This is a genomic window from Mycolicibacterium austroafricanum, assembly GCF_902705885.1.
Lineage (GTDB): Bacteria > Actinomycetota > Actinomycetes > Mycobacteriales > Mycobacteriaceae > Mycobacterium > Mycobacterium vanbaalenii_A.
In genome coordinates, this window is sequence record NZ_CACSIP010000037.1 from 20,004 (window position 1) to 40,055 (window position 20,052).

Genomic DNA, 20,052 nt, shown 5'->3' on the forward strand with positions numbered 1-20,052 from the left:
CGTGAGCCGGACGAGCGATAGCGACACCGAGAGGACTTCAACGGAGGCGGTCATGGGGGAACGGCTCGACGTCGGCGACCGCCGCGTCACCTACCAGGACGTGCTGGCGCTCGATACCCGCGAGGTGCCCAAACATCTGCTGCAGGCGTCGCCGGGAAACTTTGACTTCCACAAGGCCTCGACAGACCGTTACGTATCCCGCGATTGGCATGAACGGGAGAAGGCGAAGCTCTGGACTCGTGTGTGGCAGTTCGCCTGCCGCGAAGAGCACATTCCGGAGATCGGCGACCACATCGTGTACGACATCGCGGGTCGGTCTTACCTCGTCATCAGAACGGCGCCAGACACGATCCGGGCCTTTCCGAATACCTGCCCACACCGCGGCCGTGCTCTGAAAGACTATGCGGGCCGGTGCTCGGAGATCCGATGCGCGTTCCACGGTATCGCGTGGACGCTCGACGGTGAGCTGAAGCGGATCCCCGCGCCGTGGGAGTTCGAACACGTAGCTCCGGAGTCATTCGCGTTGTCGCAGTGCCGCGTCGGCGTCTGGGCGGGGTTCGTGTTCATCAACCCCGATCCCGATGCCGAACCCCTCGAATCGTTCCTGGGCGACGTCGTCGAGCAGTTTGCCACCTGGTACGGCCACGACCGCTATGTCGAGGCGCACGTGTCGAAGGTCATCCGGGCCAACTGGAAGGTTGCGCAGGAAGCCTTCATGGAGTGCTGGCATGCGCCCGCCACTCACCCGCAGACGGTGCCCTACGCGGCTTTCGGCGCGTGCCAGGTCGACGTCTACGACAACTTCGCGCGATTCATCACCCCTTCCGAGGTGGTCGGTCCGATGATGCCGTGGGATCCGTCCACCGAGGAGATGCTGCGGTCCACCATGGACGTTCGTGTCGATGAGCCGCTGCCGGTGACACCGTTGCCGGGGGAAACGGCGCGATCGTTCATCGTGCGGACGACGCGGGAGAAATGGCGCGGGCTGCTCGGCGACGGGGTTGAGAACTGGTGCGACGCCGAGTTGGTCGACAACTTCACCTACACGGTGTTTCCGAACATGTTGCCGTGGGGCGGGGTGCACAAGATTGTGTACCGCTTCCGGCCCAACGGCGACGACCACCGCACGTGCATCATGGAGGTCTTCCTGATCGCTCCCGTGGTGGGTGAGCGACAGCCCCCCGCAGAGGAAGTCGTGCTTGACGCCGAAACTCCTTTCAGTAGTTCCCCTTTGGGGATGCTGGGTAACGTCCTGGATCAGGACTGCGGCAACATGGAGCGCGTGCAGCGCGGGCTGGAGAGCGCGGTGAATCCCACGGTGACGTTCGCCTCCTACCAGGAGGACAATCTCAAGTGGATGCACCGCTTGCTGGACCGGTACCTGGGTGAGGCAGCGCCGTGAACGGGATCGTGCACCCGTACAGCAATGATCTCTACGAGCGGGACGAAGACCGGGTGCGCATCACCCGCGCCGACGGCGGGGTCGGCTTCTACGCCGCCGACGGTCACTGGCTCGCGGGGGATAAGTTCGACGCCGACCTGCACCTCTGCGGGTGGATCATGGCGCCGCGCAACGCCCACCGACTCGTCACCAATCCGGCGTCGCGCTGAACGTAGTCGGCGTTGGCGTGACGGCAGTCGGCAGGGCTGAGTTGACACCCGTGACGATGAAGGTTGGCCGCCGGCTCACCGATTGAGCGCGGCCGACTTACGGGTTCGCCACGTTCCCAGGTCCGCGTAATCCCGTATTTCCGAGATTAATCCGTCGCGAAGCACGAACACCCCGGTGCACTCGATCGCCGCTTCGCGGTCTCCGAACCAGAAGCGGTCGAGGCGTTCGATGAACACCAAGTCGTCTGTTGCCGACCATGACAGTACCTCCCAGTCGACCCGGTCGGCTTCCTGCAGCGACTTCCGCAGGGCTTCGACGACCGCGGTGCGCCCGCACACCGGTGGATGAGGCACGATGAGGTGATACTTTACGTCCGCGGTGACGACGGCACCGAGCGCATCCGCATCACGCGCGTTGACGGCGGAGAAGAAGCACGAGATCGACTGTGGCAGTGAGGTCATAATCGGCTCCCTGAATGTCGGAAAATGAGCGCACCGGCGGCGCCGATCGCGATGAGACCGCGCTCCGTGGCGGACCGCGTCGGGGTCAACTCGCCGGGCTCGTCTCCCACCAGAAGCCCGATCGAGTCGGGAAGCGGGGCCTCTGAAGCGGAAGTTTCCGTCATCCGTGAGGCCTTTCCGGAGGTCCCAGGTGAGGGAGTTCGCCGGGAGCGAGATGTCTTCTGACGCGATGGCGTTCGCCGGCGTAGATGTCCTCGCCTTCGATCAGCCCGTCGCGACTTATCGGCCAGATGACCGCAGTGCGGTGTGTGACGAGGTAGTACTCGCCGGCGACGACGGGGTCACCCGCCTCGGTGTCGGTGGCCTCCAGCTCGCGTCCGGGGATGGCGTACTGGAAATCGCCCTCGGTGACCACGCAATGCTCGTCTGCCACCACTCGGTGGATAACGTAGTCGAGTCGATTACGGCCCGCGGCTTGCAGACGTCTATACCAATCGATAACGGCCTCGTATCCGGTGGGTCCTTTGCTGTCGGAAGCGCCCCACACCGAGTAATGGGGGTCGGCCACCAGCGTGGCCATCAGCGCCTCGGTGTTCCCGGCCACCTCTTCGACGACGTGCCGCGCGACGATTTGCAAGTTCGCCTTGCGTGTCGGATCCTGTTCGGCCTCGATGCGGTCGAGAAGTGGCTGCCACCCGGGGGTCCTCATCGTAGGCTCACATCCGGTACGTGGCACGGCCACCGGTGAGTACCTCGCCGCCGTCCCGGCCGCGCATGCCGAAGACGACGGTGGTGTCGTCCGGCTGTGCGATGTCGATGCTGAGGCTGTCGCCCGGCCATACGGGTGCGGCAAACCGGGCTGCCATCGAGGTGATCACCGCGTCGTCACCGAGCACCTCGAGCACCGCCCGACCAGCAAAACCGAACGTGCAGAGCCCGTGCAGGATTGGTCGATCCAGCCCTGCGCGTGCGGCGAACGCCGGGTCCGAGTGCAGCGGGTTGTAGTCGCCGGACAGCCGATAGATCAGAGCCTGGTCCGGACGGGTTTGATAGGTGATCGTCTTCACGGGTCCGTCGGCTTCAGGCGTCGGCGCCGAGGACACCGGCCCGCGTTCTCCGCCCCAGCCGCCGGCGCCTCGGATGAACAGGCTTGCAGAGCTGTGCCACAGCGGTTCTCCCGCGATCGAGCCGGTGGTGCGAGCGACGATCAGTGCCGCCTTGCCCTTATCCCACAGCTCGGTGATCTCGGTAACCGCCTCCGCTTCGCCCTCTGTCGGAATGGTGCCGAGAAGATCGACCCGCTGCTCGGCGTGCAGCACCTTGGTCCAATCGATTCGGCCGGCGCGTTTGATGACGCTGAAGTCGACCCCCAGCGTCACCGGCATCGTGGGAACCATTTTCTGGTCAACGTTGTGCGTGTTGTTGGTGGTGTATGCGAGGTCGTCGACTCCGGCGCCGACGCCGAGTGCGTACAGCATGCAGTCTCGCGAACTCCACGTCACCGTCTTTGGCGCGGAGCGAGCGCCGACGACGCTGGGGTCGAAGGGACTGGACTCGGGCACGGGGCCTCCTCACAACACGACGCGGGTTGTCCCCGACGTTAAGATTGTCGGGATATCGATAGTCGAGTAATCTACCATTGTGTTGGCGACCAACGGCAGCGTTGCCGAGAAAGTGCGGAGGCCCAATGGCAGAGAACATTCCGGCAGTCGACTATTTGGTGCTCGGGGAGGATCCTCATCTGGAGGCCCACGAGTGTCAGCAGTGCGCAGCGCTGTACTTCGATCGCCGCAACGCCTGCGCCAGGTGCTCGTCGTCGGAGTTCACGTCACGCCGATTGTCCAACGAGGGCGTGGTCAGGGCATACACGATCGTCCAGCGCGGTGCGAAGTCCGGGCCCTTCACCTCCGTGGTCGTCGAACTCACCGGCGGCGGTGTGGTCAAGGCCAATCTCCTCGGGGTCAGCGACCCGGCCACGATCCATCCCGAGACCAAGGTGCGACTGGTCGTCTACGACGTGGGTACCGACGACGACGGCACCGTCGCAGTCGCGTTCGGCTACGAACCGATTGGAGCTTGAGGTGAGCGAATCCGTGTGGATCATCGGCACGTCGATGACCAAGTTCGGACGATTCCCCGACCGCGACCTGCTCGACCTCGCGTCGTCGGCAGCCCTCGGCGCGCTCGCCGACTCCGGGCAGCAGATGGCCGACATCGGGTTGCTGGCGCTCGGGAACGTCTACGAGGCGAACTCCCACAACGGCCAGCGGTTGCAGAAGCAGATCGGGCAGACCGGCATCCCCGTGTACAACGTCGTCAACGCGTGCGCGACGGGCGCCACCGCCGTACGTGTGGCGATGATGGGCCTCAAGTCCGGCGAGTGTGACATCGCCATGGCCGTGGGCGTCGAGAAGATGGGCAAGATGGGCATGCTGGGCGGCGCCGCCAAGAAGGCCGACGCCAAGAAGGTGTTCACACCGAAGGGGCGCTACGGCGCCGTCGTGAAAACCGAGGGCATGCTCGGTACCGGCCTAATGCCCGGTGTGTTCGCTCAGGCGGGCACCGAATACGCCTTGGCGCATGGGGTGACCGCCGAGCAGTTCGCGAAGGTTGCGGTGAAGAACCATCAGCACTCCACGCTGAACCCCCTTGCGCAGTACCAGAAGCCGTTCGCGATTGAGGAGGTGCTCGGCGCCGAGGTCATCAGCTACCCCAACACGCTCCCGATGTGCTGCCCGACGGGCGATGGCGCCGCCGCGGTCGTCCTGGTGTCCGACGCCAAGCTGAAAACGCTCGATCCAGATGTGCGCCGCCGTGCGGTGAAAGTGTCCGCATCGGTGATGACGTCCGACCCCTGGACCCCGAGCGGGCAGGTCCAACCGGACGTCAACACGCTCACCCGGTTGGCCGCGGACCAGGCGTACGAGGCGGCAGGCATCGGGCCCGGTGATCTCGACCTGGTCGAACTGCACGACTGCTTCGCTACGGCCGAGCTGATCCACTACGACAATCTCCGGCTCTGCAGTCCCGGCGGCGCGGGCGAGTTCATCGACTCGGGCGCACCCACTCGGGATGGCACGATTCCGGTCAACGTGTCGGGCGGCTTGCTGTCCAAGGGGCACCCGATCGGTGCGACCGGCATCGCGAATCTCTACGAGGTGGCGACACACCTCCGAGGCGAGGCCGGCGACCGTCAAATCGCCGGTGCCAAAGTGGGATTGACGCATGTGATCGGGTTGGCATCCGCGTGCGCGGTGCACATTCTCGAAGCGCGTGCCGCGTGAGCGTGGGTCCGTTGCACGGGGTGCGCGTACTTGAGATCGCCAGCGCCGCGCCGGCACCTTTTGCGTGCATGATGCTCGCCGACTTCGGTGCCGATGTCGTCACTGTCGATCGCCCCGCCCGCCCCGGCCCTACGCCGCGCCGGCCCGTCGACCCGTTGAAGCGCGGCCGGCGGTCGATTGCCACCGATCTGAAGACACCGCAGGGGGTTTCACTCGTACGGCGGCTGGCGCGGTCCGCCGACGTCCTCGTCGAAGGATTCCGGCCGGGGGTCATGGAACGGCTCGGCCTCGGACCCGACGAGCTGCTCGCTGAACATCCCGGCATGGTTTACGCGAGGATGACGGGTTACGGTCAGGACGGTCCGCTAGCCGCCAAGGCCGGCCACGACATCAACTACATCGCGGTGGCCGGAGCGCTGGAACCGATTGGCCGCAGTGGAGAACGTCCACTTCCGCCGCTCAACCTCGTCGGCGACTTCGGCGGTGGCGGAATGCTGCTCGCCGTCGGGATTCTCGCCGCGCTTCACGAGCGCTCCAACTCAGGGCGCGGTCAGGTCGTGGATGCGGCCATGGTCGACGGGGCCGCGCTCCTCACGGCGTTCATCCACGGTGTCCGCGCCGAGGGCCATTGGTCCGACGATCGTGGCACGAATCTGCTGGACGGTGGCGCCCCCTTCTACGACACCTATCCGACCTCGGACGGCGAGCACATGGCGGTAGGTGCGCTGGAACGCCGGTTCTACGAGCAGTTGCTCATCGGCCTCGGGCTGCACGGTGACGAGAGCATCCCCGCTCAACTGGACCGTGACGGTTGGGATGCCATGCGCGCCAAGTTCACCGAGGTGTTCTCGACTCGGACCCGTGCCGAATGGACCCGGATATTCGCCGAACTCGATGCGTGCGTCTCGCCGGTGCTAGCGCCCTGGGAGGTCGCCGATGCGGACCACACCAGCGCTAGGAGCGGGTTCCTCGACGTCGGAGGGGTCAGCCAACCTGCTCCCGCGCCGCGGTTCAGTCGCACTCCGGCAGCAGCCCCCACGCCACCGCGGCTCGCGGGTGAGGACACCGAAGCGGTACTGGCCGACTGGAGCAGCGCGGAGACGGGTGCGAACGGAGCTCCGGACAAGGTGGCGAGCTCATGAGCGCACCAACGACGATGGACACACTGCCCACCACGGTCGACGAATCGCGGACCGCGTTCCGCTCTTGGCTCGCCGACCAACGCGAGGACCTCGAACAGTTCCGCACCAACGGCGGCGACATCACCCATGTGTTCGAACGGCTTCGTGCACTGCAGCGAATGTTGTTCGAGTCCGGCTGGATTCGGCTCGGTTGGCCTGAGGAGGTAGGCGGTCTGGGCGGCAAACCGATCCTGCGCAGCATCGTCGGTGAGGAACTGGCACTCGCCGGCTATCCGCCGCCGTTCTCCTTCGCCACTCAGGAGGTGCTGGGCCCTGCCGTGGCGGCCTTCGCACGCCCGGAACTCGCATCGTTGGTACTGCCGCGACTGCTGCGCGGTGATGAAACGTGGTGCCAGGGTTTTTCGGAACCCGGAGCGGGCAGCGACCTCGCATCGCTACGGCTGAAAGCCGTGCGCGTCGACGACGGGTGGCGCGTTACCGGCGAGAAGATATGGACCAGTTGGGCGCAGTTCGCGGACCGATGTGTCCTCCTCGCAAGGACCGGTGCACCAGACTCGGCCCATCGCGGTATCTCCGCGTTCCTCCTCGATATGGACACCCCCGGCATCGAGATCAGCCCGCTGCGGAGCATGAACGGCGACGAGGAGTTCTGTTCGCTCTACTTCGGCGACGCCCTCATTCCGCACAATCGGCTCCTGGGCGAGGTCGACGGGGGCTGGTCCGTCGCGATGCACGTGCTGGCGGGGGAGCGGGGCGCGGCCGCCTGGCAGCGTCAAATCTGGTTGCGTACCAGGCTCAACGACCTCGCCATCGCTGACGGCGGCGCCACCGGTGCCGCCGTAGTCGGCGAAGCACTCGAACTGCTCGTCGGGTTGCGGCTGCTGTCACGCCGGACGGTCCGGGCGCTGTCCGACGGTCGTCCCGTGGGTGCCACCACATCGCTGGACAAGCTCGCGATGTCGACCGCCGAGAAATTCCTCTTCGACAGCGTCTTAGCCGCTCTCGGCGCGGACGTCGTCTTCGGCGGTGGTGACATCGCCGAGGAGTGGCGCACCGACTACCTCTACAGCCGCGCCTCGTCGATTTACGGCGGTGCGGCGGAGATCCAACGCAACATCATCGCTGAGCGATTGCTCGGCCTACCGCGCTGAACCGGAAGGACACTCCCATGGACGCCGCCGACGCCGCCCAGATTACCGATGCGCTTCGCGACGCGCTGAGTGCGCAGCCGGGGAGAGCGCGCGATGTCGTCGCCGAGTTCGGCTGGTACGAACTGATGGCCGAGGAGCCCGAAGTGGCTGTTTCGTCGCTGTTCACCCTCGCCGGCGAGCTGCTGCTGCCTAGGTCGCAACTCGACTCCGTGCTGCTGGCCGCTGCGGGCGAAGAGTTCGGCGGCATCGATGCCAGGGTGGTACTACCGCCGCCGGGTACCAGCCGGCCTGCCGGGTCGCGCGTGGACGCGCACACCGTCGAACTCGCGGGCGTCGTGCAGGCAGGCACGACACCGATCCTGGTCGCGCTACGCGACGACGACGGCAGGCACTCGTTGGTGATGTGTGACGCTCCGGACGATGCGCCGGGCGATCCCCTCGACACGGCTGCTGGGTGGGTGCGGGCCACCGCGACGGCGTCGGTGAGCACGACTGTGGACGTCGCCGACGCGACGGCCGCGTGGGCTGCGATGGTGGCCGCCGGCCGCCGCGCGCTCTCACACGAACTCGTCGGCGTGGGGTCGGCGATGATGCGGATGACCGTCGAACACGTCGGCAGCCGCGAGCAGTTCAATCAGCCGCTGGGATCCTTTCAGGCTGTCAAGCATCAACTCGCCGATGTCCATCTGTGGCATCAGATCGCAGAGTTGTCCGCCGGCGCCGCGTGGGAGAACGCCGACGGACCAAGCGCGGCACTCGCCAAAGCCGCGGCGATCCGCTCGTCGCGTTCGGCGCGCGCGGTGTGCCAACAACTCCTCGGAGGCATGGGCTTCACCTGGGAGCATGACTTCCACCGCTATCTGCGGCGTGCGCTCACGCTAGAGCCGCTTCTGGGCGGCGCTGCCGAGCTGCACGCCGAGTTGGGTGCGGTGTTGCGGTCCGGAGACTTGAGTGAATCTCTGGTCGCGCTGTGACGCGACGGCTTTCACCGGACGACAACGAATCCATCAGCTGAGGAGGAACCGTGCGCGAAGCATGGATCATCGACGGGGTACGCACGCCGCGAGGCAAGGGGAAGGCTTCGGGTGCGCTGCACTCCGTGCACCCGCAGGAACTGCTGGCAACCGTGCTACGCGCTCTCGTCGAACGGGGCCTGTCCGCTGACGACGTCGACGACGTTGTCATGGGCAACGGCGAACACGCGGGCGATCACGCCAATGACATCGCCCGATCCGCGGTGCTCACCGCGGGTTGGCCGGTGACCGTGCCGGGACTGACCGTGAACCGATTCTGTGGAGGCGGTCAGCAGGCCGTGATGGCGGCAGCTACTGGCGTTCTCGCAGGATGGCAGGATCTCGTCGTGGCCGGAGGCGTGGAGTCGATGTCGCGCCACACGTACGGACGGCCACTCGACGCAGGCAATGGCAAACTGCGGGAACGGTATCCGCTCGTCCCCCAGGGCATCGCGGCCGACCTGATCGCGACCTTGGAGGGGTTCGATCGCACTACCGTGGATCAGTTCGCGGTCACCAGCCAGGAACGCGCTGCCGTCGCGGCCAAGGAAGGTCGGTTCAACCACAGCCTGGTCGCCGTGTACTCCGAAGGCGACGTTCTCCTGGATCGTGACGAGCACCTACGTCCCGGAACTACGGTCGAGTCGCTGTCGGGACTGCCCGCGTCGTTCGAGCGTTCGGGTGGCAAACCCCGTGAGGACGGGCGCAGCTACGACGAGATGTGCGTGGTCACTTACCCGGAAGCAGGCGTCCTCCAGCACGTGCACCATGCCGGCAACTCGTCGGGCGTCGTCGACGGGGCCGCGGCGATGGTGGTTGCCTCCAGCGACTACGCCACGGCGAACGGACTGAGGCCGCGGGCGCGTCTTGTGACCGGCGCGGTTCGCGGCGCGGAACCGGTCATCATGCTGACAGCGCCCGGACCGGCCGCGCGGGTCTGCTTGGACAAAGCCGGGATGGCCGCGACCGACATCGACCTCTGGGAGATCAACGAAGCGTTCGCGGCGGTGCCGCTGAAGGTGATCCGCGACCTGGCCATCGATCCGGACAAGGTCAACGTCAACGGCGGCGCCATCGCGCTGGGCCACCCGATCGGTGCCACCGGAGCCATGCTGTTTCAGACCGTGTTGGACGAACTCGAACGACGAGATCTGAGCACCGGGTTGGTCACGATGTGCACCGGTGGCGGGATGGCAACGGCGACAATCATCGAACGGGTCTAGCCCCGATGATCTCGAACGGAGAATCCCCATGAGTCGTACCGCGGTCGACATCCACCTGCGTGGTCACGTTGCGGAACTGAGGTTGAGCCGTCCCGACATACTGAACGCGTTCGACGAAACACTGGTCAACGAGTTACCGGGTGCGCTCATCGACCTAGCGCGCAACACCGATGTCCGCGCCGCGGTGTTCACATCGACGGGCAAGTACTTCTCGGCGGGCGGCGACATGCAGACGATCCTTGACGGTCACGCCGACCTCAACGCGTTGATCCGCAACGTCGACGACGGTCGTCGGCTGTTCCGTTCTTTCGCAGACTTTCCCAAACCCCTGGTGGCGGCCGTGCACGGACACTCCTTCGGAGTGTCGACGAGCCTCGTCTTCACCGCGGACGCCGTGGTGACGACTCCCACGACGAAGTTGAGCGATCCGCACGTCCACATGGGTCTGGTGGCCGGGGACGGTGGATGTGTCGCCTGGCCGCCCAGCGCGGGCCTGCTGCGTGCGAAGCGGCGACTGCTCTGGGGGGAACCGCTCACCGGTCAGGAGGCATTCGACCTAGGCCTGGTGACGGACCTCGTCGACACCGCTGACGACGTAGCAAGCACCGCTTTCGAGCTGGCGGAGCGAGTGGCGGCGTTGCCGCCCATCGCTACGCAGTTGACGAAGCGCACGCTGAACAAGGCGCTTGCCGCCTCGACCGAACAGGTGCTCGACACGGGGTTCTACCTCGAGGCTCTGTCCAACCGAAGCACCGACGCGGTCGAGGCGGTCCAGGCGTTCATGGAGAAACGAGAGGGACGATGGACGGGACGTTGAATCGTATGGAGGCTCCGGTCGATACGCATGTGTGGGGCGAACGGGTTGTTGAGGGCCGGTACGCCGGGCACGCGGGCCTGGTGTACGAGATGGCACCTACCTCGCTGCCGTCGCTCCTGATCGGCAGCGACACCTGGGACGGTCGTGACTACCTCGTGCAGGGCGACCGCCGCGTAACCCACCGCGCATTCCGCGACGCGGTCCCCAGCGCCGCGGCGCAGCTGGCCGCAGCGAGGGTGCGCCGCGGCGATCGGGTGGTGCTGCACAGCCACAACCGATTGGAGTTCGTGCTCGCGACCTGGGCTACGTGGTGGCTTGGTGCGGTGCCGGTCTACGCCAACCGGTGGTGGAGCGCTGCCGAAATCGACCACGCGCTGCAGGTGACCACACCGGTGGTGGTGCTGAGCGATGCCCCCGAACAGCTCCAGGCGGGCTGCACGGTGACGTCGATCGCGGATCTCGGCGGGGCGTTCGATGGCGTAGCGAGCGGACCGGCGGCGGTCGATGACATCGACGTCGACGCACCGGGCCTGGTGTTGTTCACCTCGGGGAGCTCAGGCCCTCCGAAGGCCGTGGAACTGTCGATCCGGTCACTGATCGCCAACCAGCACAATCTGCTGGCGCGTTCGCGGCGTCTGCCACAGCACGCGAATCCCGAGAATGCTCAGTCGGTTTCGCTCCTGTGCACACCGCTGTTCCATATCGGCGGGGTGTCGAATCTCCTGACCAACTTGATCACCGGGGGCAGGCTGGTGCTCACGGCGGGCCGGTTCGACGCCGCCGAGATTCTGCGCCTCATCGAGACCGAACGCGTGCAGACATGGGGCGGAGTCCCCACCATGGCGATCCGCATACTGGAGCATCCCGAATTCGGGTCACATGATCTCAGCAGCTTGCGTAGTTTCCCGTTGGGTGGTGCCCCGCTTCCTCCCGCCCTCCTCAAGCGCATGACCGCCAAGTTGCCCCAACTGGAGAAACGCGGCCTGGCCAACACCTGGGGTATGACCGAGACCGGCGGGTTCATGACGGTAGCGGGCAACGCCGACCTGCAGTCGCGGCCCGGCACCGTCGGCAGGCCGTATCCCGTCGTCGAGGTACGCATCGCCGACCCCAATGCCGCCGGTTCCGGTGAAGTACAGGTACGCGCTCCTACGGTGATGCTCCGCTACATCGGCGTCGACGACGGCGCCGTCGACGCCGAAGGGTGGTTGCATACCGGCGATCTCGGTCACCTCGATGATGACGGCTATCTCTTCCTCGACGGCCGGAGCAAGGACATCGTCATTCGCGGTGGCGAGAACATCGCGTGTGCACACGTCGAACAGCACCTGCTCAGCCACCCGTCAGTGATCGAGGCGGCCGTGTTCGGCGTGCCTCACGACGACCTCGGCGAGGAACTGGCGGCCGCCGTCACCCACCGGGTCGGCGAACCCGTGGATGCCGAAGCGCTGCGGGCACACAGCGTCGGCGCTCTCGCGTACTTCGAGATTCCCACGCTGTGGCAGATCTCGGACACAGCACTGCCGACACTCGCCGGCGAGAAACTGAACAAGAAGGCGATCAAAGCCGATTACGTGGCCTCGTGCGAGAAGGGTTGAGCCGATGCACCTCAGCGGCGCTGACGAATACTTCACCCATCAGAGCGCGTTACCACATGCGATGGTCGAGACCAGTGATCCGTCGTGGCGGGAGCGATACTGGGTCAGTTTCCAGGACACCCGCGACGGTGACACGGTGCTGACGCTCGGCCTCGGTCGATATCCGAATCAGGACGTCATGGAGGCCTTCGCCTGTTTGTCGCGCGGTGGTGAGCAGACGAACGTGCGACTGTCGCGCTCCCTGCTGCCGGAGTCGCATGCCATGAACGTGGGGCCGTGGTCGTGCGAGGTGACACGGCCACTTCACGCTCTGCGTTTCCGGCTCGACGACAACGACTCCGGGCTCTCGTTCGATCTCGAGTTCGCAGGCAGTTTCGAACCGATTCTGGAGGGCAAGTTCTTTCAGGTCAGCCGGGCGCGGACGACGTACGACGCGATTCGCTACGTGCAACACGGTCGTGCATCAGGCACTATCCGCACTCCCGATGGCACCGTGTTGACGGTGACCCCCGACCGATGGTGGGCCGAGCGCGACCACTCCTGGGGCACTCGGCCGCTGCCGCGCGCGGACGGGCAGCCGCCGGGGGAGCGGCCGGAGTGGAAGCTTCTGCTGTTCGCGCCGTTGCAGCTGCCCGACTTCGGCGTGCACATCTATCTGCAAGAGTCCGAGCCCGGTCGGTCGGTGCACGTGTCCGCCGGGCTGGCCTACCCGTTCGGCCATGACGGCGCGGCGCCATTGATAGTCGGTATCGAGCACGACCTGAAGTGGGAGAAGGGCGCGCCCGCCCCGACACTGATCGGTGGTGCGCTGTCGCTGCTGCTGCACGGCGGCGACCGGATCGACCTCGAGTTGACGGCCCGTCCAGGCAGGGCCCACCTACGCGGGGGTGGCTACGAGGGCTGGAACGGGTGGAAACAGGGCCAGTGGCGCGGTGATTCGACCACCGAACACGATCGTTGGGACCTCACCGACGCAACGAACTTCTACCGTTACGCCAAGGCCGGTTCCGACCACCTCGTCGAGGTCCGCCACGAAGGTCAGACGGGTTACGGCGTGATCGAATACATGGTCCTACCTGGGTACGGCAAGTATCGGGAAGCACTTCCACCCCCGCGATCCTCGCAAACGTGACCGGCATGCGCAGTGCTTTGCAGGACACGCTGGCGGAGTTCGGGGTTCGAGAGATCACCGAGCCGCAACGGCTCGGTGGCGGCAGTTCGCAGGAGAACTGGGCGTTCGACGCCGAGATGGCTACCGATGCCGGCACCGTGTGGCGGCCCCTGCTCATGCGGCGTGTTCCGCAGGGCGGTGTCGTCGATACCGATCGCGACGTGGAGTTCGAGTTGCTTCGTGCGCTGAGTGTCACCGACCTGCCGGTGGCACACGTGTACGTCTCCGATGACGGCAGCCGATTGACGCGGCCGGCAATGATCGTCGACCGACTGCCCGGTCGCGCCCATCGGGGTGTACTGCGAGAATCCGACCCGCTCGAACTGGGAACAGCCGGGCGGCTCACGCTCGCGAGGACGCTCCCGGTACTGCTGGCGGGCGTTCACAGTGTGGACGTGACCGGCCTGGCGATCGACAGGGTACTTCCCGACCCGTCGCACGACCCCGCCCGCGAGGAGCTACGGCGGTGGGTAGCCGAACTGGATGCCGTGGAACTCGGCCCGCATCCGGCGTTGCGCACGACCATCAGCTGGCTCAGCCGACACCTGCCTCCGCCGCCGGACCGAGTGTGTCTGGTGCACGGCGACTTTCGTCCGGCGAACATCCTGATCGACGAGGGTCGGATCAGCGCTCTACTTGACTGGGAACTCGCGCATCTCGGCGACACACACGACGATCTCGGCTGGTACACCTGCTCGCTGTACCGGCGCGAGCACTTTCTGAGTGGTCAATGGGACGTCGGCGAGTTCCTGCGCGTGTGGTCCGCGGCGACAGGTGAAACGGTGGACCCTCGCCGGTTGCATTTCTGGCAGGTGATGTCGGTGTTCCGGCTGGCGGTGATCGCCCTCACCGGTGTCAAGGCGTTTTGCGAGGGGGCGACGGACCGCCCTGCTGCGCCCGCAACAAGAGTGATTGCGGCGGCGTTGCGTGAGACGGGGCTCACCAGTTCGAGTCCGCGTCCCCTGAGGAGTGCCCGATGAGGCCGCTACCGTCGGAACTGATCGCGGGCATCCGAAAGATTCTGGCCGACACGATCGCCCCCGAACTGTCCAGCGATCACACCCGCGCACGTCTGGCGGAAATCCGTGCCGTGCTCGCCCAGATCGACTGGGATGACGGTGCATTCGCCCTCAAATCGCAGGCGGCAGCCCTAGCTGCCTGCCTGACCGAATCAGGCTCCTGGGTGCCTGAAGCGCTTCCTCAGCCTCCGGCGACCGAGACACTCGCCGGTTATGTCGAGTACCGCGATCGACTCGGTGCGGTGGCGATCGACGTCATGGACCGCTTGAGAACCCACCTGGACGAGCATCCGGAGGATCTCGAAGCGCAGGCACGGTTGCAGCGCCTCATCGACGTCGTCTGACGGCGCCCGGCGTCTCCGACCTCATAAGCGCGACTGTTATTGATTCCTATATAGTCTAGTGATATACCGTACAGGACTAGACTATCTGTGGAGAACATGGTGACTGCGAAGGCAACTCCGACGCTGGAGGACTTCCTGTGTGGGGCTCGCACCTTTCTGGAGGATGCGTGTGGTGGACGGGCTGCGTCTCGCGCAAACTCCGGCAAGTCCCGATATGCCCTGTTCTCCGGGTCGACGGACGAGGAGATCGCGTCGGCAGTCGACTATCAGCGGGCCGCGTTCGACGCCGGCTACGGATGGATCACGGGTCCACTGGAGTTCGGTGGTGGGGGACTGCCTGTGAGCTATGAGCGGGCCTTCGCGGTACTGGAACGCGAGTTCACGATTCCCTCGAAGGGGCCCTTGTCCGTGAGCCTCGGGATGGTGGCGCCGACGTTGGCGCAATTCGGTTCCGATGACGCCAAACGTCGATGGCTGAGGGCGCTTCGGCGAGCGGATGCAATCGGCTGTCAGCTCTTCAGCGAACCGGCGGCGGGCTCGGATCTGGCAGCCGTCCGGGCGCGGGCGGTGGCGTCCGGCGACGGCCAGACCTGGACGCTCAATGGGCAGAAGGTCTGGACGTCGGGTGCTCACTATTCGGATATCGGGATCGCGCTGACGCGCACCTCCGATGGACCTCGCCACCGTAACCTCACCGCGTTCGTCGTCGACATGAGCACACCGGGTGTCGACGTTAGGCCGCTGCGCCAGATCACCGGAGCCGCAGACTTCAACGAGGTGTTCCTCGAAGACGTCCACGTCCCGGACGCATTCAGGCTTGGTGACATCGGGCAGGGCTGGTCGGTCGCCATCGCGATGCTCATGTACGAACGCGGCGCCATCGGTGGATCTTCTAGCGGCGGTAGCGGCTTGTTTCGAATGGACGACCTCGCGGCGTGGATCGTGGACCTCGGACGAGAAGAGGACCCCGGCGTCATCGAGGCGTTTGCGCGGGTTTACTCCGGGGTAACCTCGGCGAAGTCGATGCGAGCTAGAGCCGATCGCAATCTGAAAGCCAACGGCGTTCCCGGACCGGAGATGTCGCTGGGAAAGCTCGCATTGACCGCGAACCTCCAAGCGCTCAGCAATCTCGTCAGCGTGGTACTTGGCCCGAAACTGGTCGGTGACACCGGATTACCCCAGTCGTACGCCTGGTCCGAACTGGTGCTCAGCGTCCCGGGGATGCGCATCGGCGGCGGAACGGACGAGATTCACCGCAATACCGTTGCCGAGCGCTCGCTGGGGTTACCCAAGGACAAGTCGAGCCGAACCTGAGTACCGCTGTACAGCAACGGGAATGAATGAACCCGGCCGATCTCGTGTCGGTGAACAACTACGAAAGAAGAGGTCCATGGGACACCTTGACGGCAGGACGGTGATCGTCACCGGCGCGGGCCGCGGGATCGGCCGCGAACACGCACTGATGTTCGCTGCTGAGGGCGCCAGCGTCGTGGTCAACGACCTCGGCGGTGCGCAGGACGGCAGCGGAGCCGCCGCCGGACCGGCGCAGCACGTGGCCGACGAGATCATCGCGGCCGGAGGCAAAGCCGTTGCGAACGGCGACGACGTCGCCGATTCTGACGGAGCCAAGCGCATCGTCGCGACCGCACTGGACGCCTTCGGACGAGTCGACGGCCTGGTGAACAATGCCGGTATCCTCCGCGACCGAGTCCTCGTCAACATCGAGGACGACGACTGGGATCTGGTGGTCCGGGTCAACCTGAGGGGCAGCTTCCTCATGACGCGTGAGGTGGCGCGTTACTGGCGGGCGCAGAGCAAGGCGGGCGCAGATGTCGCCGGCTCGGTGGTCAACACCAGCAGTGAATCCGGAGTCTTCGGTAACCCCGGCCAGGCCAACTACGCGGCGGCGAAGGCCGCGATCGCCTCGATGACTCAGGTGTCCAGCAAGGAACTGCACCGCTACGGTGTTCGTGTCAATGCGATTCTGCCGCAGGCGCGCACCCGGCTGACGGAAGGGGCGTTCGGGGATGCCCTGGCGGCAAAAGAAGGTGAGTTCGACCGGATGGCCCCCGGCAACGTTTCGCCGTTCGTCGGCTACCTGCTGACGCCGTCGTGCCCGTTGACCGGCGAGGTGTTCCTGGTCGGTGGATCACGTGTGCAACGCATTGCGCCGTGGCACAAGGATCCGGAGTGGAAACTGATGACCGAACGCCGTTGGACGCTAGACGAACTCGCCAGCGCCGTTGCCGATGCGGGAATCCCCAGCGGCGGCAACGCCTGGACCGCGAACCCCGGTAAGGCGTCGAAGTGACAACCACGAAGGGGGCAGCGGGCGAGGTCGACAAGACCACCGAAGCGCGGATGCCCGAGGCGGTCATCGACGACGCGATGGTCGAGTCGATGAAGGCCCGGGCGGGTGTCGACCTACGCATCGACCACTCGATCAACAACGAGGAGGCGACGCGCATCGCCGTCGTCAAGTTCGCGGGTGGTATCGGCGACGTCAACACGCTGTGGACGGACGCCGACCAGGCCACCGCGTCGGACTACGGCGCCCCCGTGGCGCCGCCGTCCTTTGTCATCGGCTGCTTCTCGGGCATCCAGTTCGGGTGGCCGGGACTGGGTGCGTTCCACAACGCCACCCAGGCACACTTTCACCAGCCCGTCTACTGGGGCGACAAGATCACCGCGACCTGTCGATACGACGGTTTCACGGGGCCTCGCCCGAGCAAGTTTGCGGGTCGCATGGTGACCGATCACTTCGTCAACAGCTACCGCAACCAGCGCGGCGAGCTTGTCGCTGAAATCAATTGGCAAGTAGTAAATTTTGAACGAGGTTCGGCGAAAGCACGGTCCAAGAACGTCGCGGTGGACATGTCGAAACCTGAGTTGATCCTTCCACATCCGTGGACCGAGGACGAGATTGTCGCCGTCGAGCAGCAGGTGCTTCGTGAGCAGCCTCGCGGCTCCGAGTTCCGCTACTGGGAGGATGTCGAGGTCGGCGAGCAGATCCAGACTCTGACCAAGGGGCCGATCGGCCTGACCGACGAGGTGGCCTTCATCGCCGGCGGTGGTACACCCATCCCTCGGCTCAAGGCGCACGCGGCAGCACTCGCCGACTACCAGGCGCATCCCGCGTGGTCGTTCCGCGACCCGGTGATGGGCTCCAGTGAGCCCATCTACGCTGTGCACTACAACAAGGCGGCGGCCAACGCGATGGGAGTGGCGTTCCAGTACGACGTAGGGTTCCAGCGCCAGTGCTGGCAGACTCAACTCCTCACGCACTGGTCGGGTGACAGCGGCTGGCTGCGTGAATGCAGTTCGCAATACCGCGGATTCGTCTACCTATCGGATGTGGTGACGCTTGGTGGCGAGGTCGTCGGGAAGTCCGTAACACCCGAGGGCGAGCATGTCATCGATCTGACGACCTTCGCGCGCAACCAGCGCGGGGCCGATGTGATGCCCGGGACCGCAACCGTCGCCCTTCCCGTCCGGGATGAGCAGTCGCCGGTCGCCCGTCGCGCGCGGCACGTGTAGGCGGCGGTGATGGCGATTGACGCACGGGAGCGGGCCGCGCTCGCCGAGGCTGTGCGCGAGGCCGCCGCGACGGGGCCACGGGGACACCTGACCGAAGGCGATGCACCCCGCCGGGACGGTGGACTTTGGAAGGTGCTGACGGATCAGATGGGGCTGACGGGTCTGCTCGTCGCCGAGGAACACGGCGGCGCGGGAGCCGGGATCGCCGAAGCCGCAGTGGTACTCGAAGAACTCGCACGCCAACTCGCGGTGGTCCCGTCGCTGTCGTCCATGGGCATGGCGACCGCGTTACTCCGCGTGGTCGACACGCCTGAGGCCCATTCCCTGCTGGGCGAACTGGCGGCGGGGGCCGTCACCGCGGCGGTGGCGTGGCCCGCCCCGGAGGGATACGACGTCACCCCGTCGCTCGCAGCGATCGGTTCCTGCACGCCCGGGCGCAGAGTCGCCGTCAGCGGGCGCGCAGAGTTCGTCGTCGACGGCCTGGACGCCGACATCCTCCTGGCGCCGGCGCGGTGCGATGACGTCGACGTCGTCGTCAGCATCGATGCGAGCGATGCCTGGGTGCAGCGCACGACCATGAACTCCCTCGACTTGACGCGCGGATTGTCCGTCGTCGAGTTCACTGAGGCACCGGGGACGGTACTCGGCTCCAAGATCCCGGTGCAGGTCGCCCTCGACCTTGCCCTGGTGCTGATCGCCGCCGAACAGATCGGGATCGGACAGCAGTGCCATGACGCCGCAACCGCATGGGCGAAGGAGCGCGTTCAGTTCGACCGACCGATCGGACAGTTTCAGGCGATCAAGCATCAGCTGGTGAGCCTTCTGATGGAACTCGAACTCGCTCGCTCCAGCTTGGAGGTTGCCATCGAGTCGGCAGACCAGTACCTCAAGACGCCGACCCCTGCTGCCGCACGCGCGCTCGGCGTGGCAGCCAGCGTGGCGAAGGCACGCTGCGGGGACGCAGCCATGCTCGTAGCCGACGAGTCCCTGCACATCCTCGGCGGTATTGGATTCACCTGGGAACACGATGCACACCTGTACTTTCGGCGCGCCAAAACCCTCGAAGTGCTCCTCGGCACCCCTGACGCTCACCGTCGCCGGTTCAGCACCATGCTGCTCGAAGACGCCGTGAATGCCTGAAGTCCTCATCGACCTCAGCGACGGAGGCGTGGCGACGCTGACGTTGAACCGGCCGCACCGTAAGAACGGCATCACCAAGACGCTTGTCGACGAGGCCATTGACGCGTTGCAACTGCTGGGGGCGGGCACCGACTGCCGAGTGCTCGTCCTCACCGGCGCGGGAAGGGCGTTCTGTTCCGGAATGGATCTGTCGGAGCCCATTGCTCCGGATGAGGTGACGTTCATGCGCCGTGTGGGTCAGCTCTGCCGCGCGGGTACCTGCGGCGGAAGCGGCGGCGATGGGGCTGATCAACCGCTGCGTGCCGGAAGCCGATCTGGATGACGCCGTGGACGCGTGGTCGCACCGACTCGCCGACGGCCCGCGGGGAGCTCTTTCGATGATTAAGCAACAGCTCAACGCCTCGTTCGACCGGTCGTTCACCGAGTCGATCGGAGCGGAAGCCCTCAGTCAGTCGTTCGCCTTCCGCTCCCAGGAGTCTCGCGAAGGAGCGCGCGAATTCTTCGAGAAGCGCAGCCCGGACTTCCGATCCTGCTGACGGT

At 65.8% G+C, this 20,052-nt stretch carries 22 protein-coding genes; 19 read left to right on the top strand and 3 right to left on the bottom strand.

The features are described from left to right. The first annotated feature begins 52 nt into the window (after positions 1-52). Together BEMPMBAN_RS22975 and BEMPMBAN_RS22980 are read left to right on the top strand one after the other, a co-directional pair. On the top strand, positions 53-1,402 hold the full coding sequence (locus BEMPMBAN_RS22975) for an aromatic ring-hydroxylating oxygenase subunit alpha (protein WP_159233574.1): 1,350 nt from the start codon (positions 53-55) through the stop codon (positions 1,400-1,402). Then, positions 1,399-1,611: a hypothetical protein gene (locus tag BEMPMBAN_RS22980; protein WP_159233575.1), complete on the top strand. Its 213-nt coding sequence runs from the start codon at positions 1,399-1,401 to the stop codon at positions 1,609-1,611. Before BEMPMBAN_RS22975 ends, BEMPMBAN_RS22980 begins: the two co-directional genes overlap by 4 nt. A gap of 75 nt (positions 1,612-1,686) precedes the next feature. Here the strand turns inward: BEMPMBAN_RS22980 and BEMPMBAN_RS22985 are convergent, their stop codons facing one another. The 3 genes from BEMPMBAN_RS22985 to BEMPMBAN_RS22995 form a co-directional block, all read right to left on the bottom strand. Then, positions 1,687-2,073 (bottom strand): nuclear transport factor 2 family protein, encoded by a 387-nt coding sequence (locus BEMPMBAN_RS22985; protein ID WP_159233576.1) that lies wholly within the window; start codon positions 2,071-2,073, stop codon positions 1,687-1,689. Positions 2,074-2,233: 160 nt separating this feature from the next. Next, entirely contained in the window at positions 2,234-2,782 is a 549-nt protein-coding gene (locus tag BEMPMBAN_RS22990; protein ID WP_159233577.1) for a nuclear transport factor 2-like protein, read from the bottom strand. A gap of 7 nt (positions 2,783-2,789) precedes the next feature. After that, complete coding sequence (locus tag BEMPMBAN_RS22995) at positions 2,790-3,635, bottom strand: MaoC/PaaZ C-terminal domain-containing protein (RefSeq protein WP_159233578.1); 846 nt, start codon at positions 3,633-3,635, stop codon at positions 2,790-2,792. Positions 3,636-3,760: 125 nt separating this feature from the next. Here BEMPMBAN_RS22995 and BEMPMBAN_RS23000 point away from each other — a divergent pair, with 125 nt between their 5' ends. From BEMPMBAN_RS23000 to BEMPMBAN_RS32815, 17 genes are all read left to right on the top strand, one after another. After that, positions 3,761-4,153: a Zn-ribbon domain-containing OB-fold protein gene (locus tag BEMPMBAN_RS23000; protein ID WP_159233579.1), complete on the top strand. Its 393-nt coding sequence runs from the start codon at positions 3,761-3,763 to the stop codon at positions 4,151-4,153. A 1-nt stretch (position 4,154) separates the two neighbouring features. Continuing rightward, positions 4,155-5,357, top strand: coding sequence for a thiolase family protein (locus BEMPMBAN_RS23005; RefSeq protein ID WP_159233580.1), 1,203 nt, complete (start codon positions 4,155-4,157; stop codon positions 5,355-5,357). Further along, positions 5,354-6,499: a CaiB/BaiF CoA transferase family protein gene (locus BEMPMBAN_RS23010; protein WP_159233581.1), complete on the top strand. Its 1,146-nt coding sequence runs from the start codon at positions 5,354-5,356 to the stop codon at positions 6,497-6,499. Before BEMPMBAN_RS23005 ends, BEMPMBAN_RS23010 begins: the two co-directional genes overlap by 4 nt. After that, on the top strand, positions 6,496-7,650 hold the full coding sequence (locus BEMPMBAN_RS23015) for an acyl-CoA dehydrogenase family protein (RefSeq protein WP_159233582.1): 1,155 nt from the start codon (positions 6,496-6,498) through the stop codon (positions 7,648-7,650). The genes BEMPMBAN_RS23010 and BEMPMBAN_RS23015 overlap by 4 nt, the downstream gene beginning before the upstream one ends. 17 nt (positions 7,651-7,667) lie before the next feature. Then, positions 7,668-8,624 (top strand): acyl-CoA dehydrogenase family protein, encoded by a 957-nt coding sequence (locus BEMPMBAN_RS23020; RefSeq protein ID WP_159233583.1) that lies wholly within the window; start codon positions 7,668-7,670, stop codon positions 8,622-8,624. A gap of 125 nt (positions 8,625-8,749) precedes the next feature. Then, a complete protein-coding gene (locus tag BEMPMBAN_RS23025) occupies positions 8,750-9,886 on the top strand; it encodes an acetyl-CoA C-acyltransferase (RefSeq protein WP_234897660.1) in 1,137 nt (378 codons plus the stop codon). Between the two features lie 28 nt (positions 9,887-9,914). Beyond that, the gene (locus tag BEMPMBAN_RS23030; RefSeq protein WP_159233585.1) at positions 9,915-10,703 is read left to right on the top strand and encodes an enoyl-CoA hydratase/isomerase family protein; all 789 of its coding nucleotides are present in this window, start codon (positions 9,915-9,917) and stop codon (positions 10,701-10,703) included. Positions 10,704-10,708: 5 nt separating this feature from the next. Further along, positions 10,709-12,301 (top strand): class I adenylate-forming enzyme family protein, encoded by a 1,593-nt coding sequence (locus tag BEMPMBAN_RS23035; protein WP_159233586.1) that lies wholly within the window; start codon positions 10,709-10,711, stop codon positions 12,299-12,301. A 4-nt stretch (positions 12,302-12,305) separates the two neighbouring features. After that, the gene (locus BEMPMBAN_RS23040) at positions 12,306-13,433 is read left to right on the top strand and encodes an Rv3169 family protein (protein ID WP_159233587.1); all 1,128 of its coding nucleotides are present in this window, start codon (positions 12,306-12,308) and stop codon (positions 13,431-13,433) included. A 5-nt stretch (positions 13,434-13,438) separates the two neighbouring features. Further along, positions 13,439-14,452 carry a phosphotransferase family protein gene (locus tag BEMPMBAN_RS23045; RefSeq protein ID WP_159233588.1) on the top strand — a complete coding sequence of 338 codons (1,014 nt, stop codon included), beginning with the start codon at positions 13,439-13,441 and terminating at the stop codon, positions 14,450-14,452. Beyond that, a complete protein-coding gene (locus tag BEMPMBAN_RS23050) occupies positions 14,449-14,835 on the top strand; it encodes a hypothetical protein (RefSeq protein WP_159233589.1) in 387 nt (128 codons plus the stop codon). The genes BEMPMBAN_RS23045 and BEMPMBAN_RS23050 overlap by 4 nt, the downstream gene beginning before the upstream one ends. A 96-nt stretch (positions 14,836-14,931) precedes the next feature. Next, a complete protein-coding gene (locus BEMPMBAN_RS23055; protein WP_159233590.1) occupies positions 14,932-16,149 on the top strand; it encodes an acyl-CoA dehydrogenase family protein in 1,218 nt (405 codons plus the stop codon). 76 nt (positions 16,150-16,225) lie between these two features. After that, positions 16,226-17,146, top strand: a complete 921-nt coding sequence (locus BEMPMBAN_RS23060; protein ID WP_159233591.1) for an SDR family oxidoreductase — start codon at positions 16,226-16,228, stop codon at positions 17,144-17,146. Further along, positions 17,143-18,372, top strand: coding sequence for an FAS1-like dehydratase domain-containing protein (locus BEMPMBAN_RS23065; protein ID WP_234897653.1), 1,230 nt, complete (start codon positions 17,143-17,145; stop codon positions 18,370-18,372). Before BEMPMBAN_RS23060 ends, BEMPMBAN_RS23065 begins: the two co-directional genes overlap by 4 nt. A 9-nt stretch (positions 18,373-18,381) precedes the next feature. After that, the gene (locus tag BEMPMBAN_RS23070) at positions 18,382-19,512 is read left to right on the top strand and encodes an acyl-CoA dehydrogenase family protein (protein ID WP_159233592.1); all 1,131 of its coding nucleotides are present in this window, start codon (positions 18,382-18,384) and stop codon (positions 19,510-19,512) included. Next, entirely contained in the window at positions 19,505-19,834 is a 330-nt protein-coding gene (locus BEMPMBAN_RS32810) for an enoyl-CoA hydratase/isomerase family protein (RefSeq protein ID WP_234897654.1), read from the top strand. Before BEMPMBAN_RS23070 ends, BEMPMBAN_RS32810 begins: the two co-directional genes overlap by 8 nt. Then, positions 19,791-20,048 (top strand): enoyl-CoA hydratase/isomerase family protein, encoded by a 258-nt coding sequence (locus tag BEMPMBAN_RS32815; protein ID WP_234897655.1) that lies wholly within the window; start codon positions 19,791-19,793, stop codon positions 20,046-20,048. Before BEMPMBAN_RS32810 ends, BEMPMBAN_RS32815 begins: the two co-directional genes overlap by 44 nt. Positions 20,049-20,052: the final 4 nt, after the last annotated feature.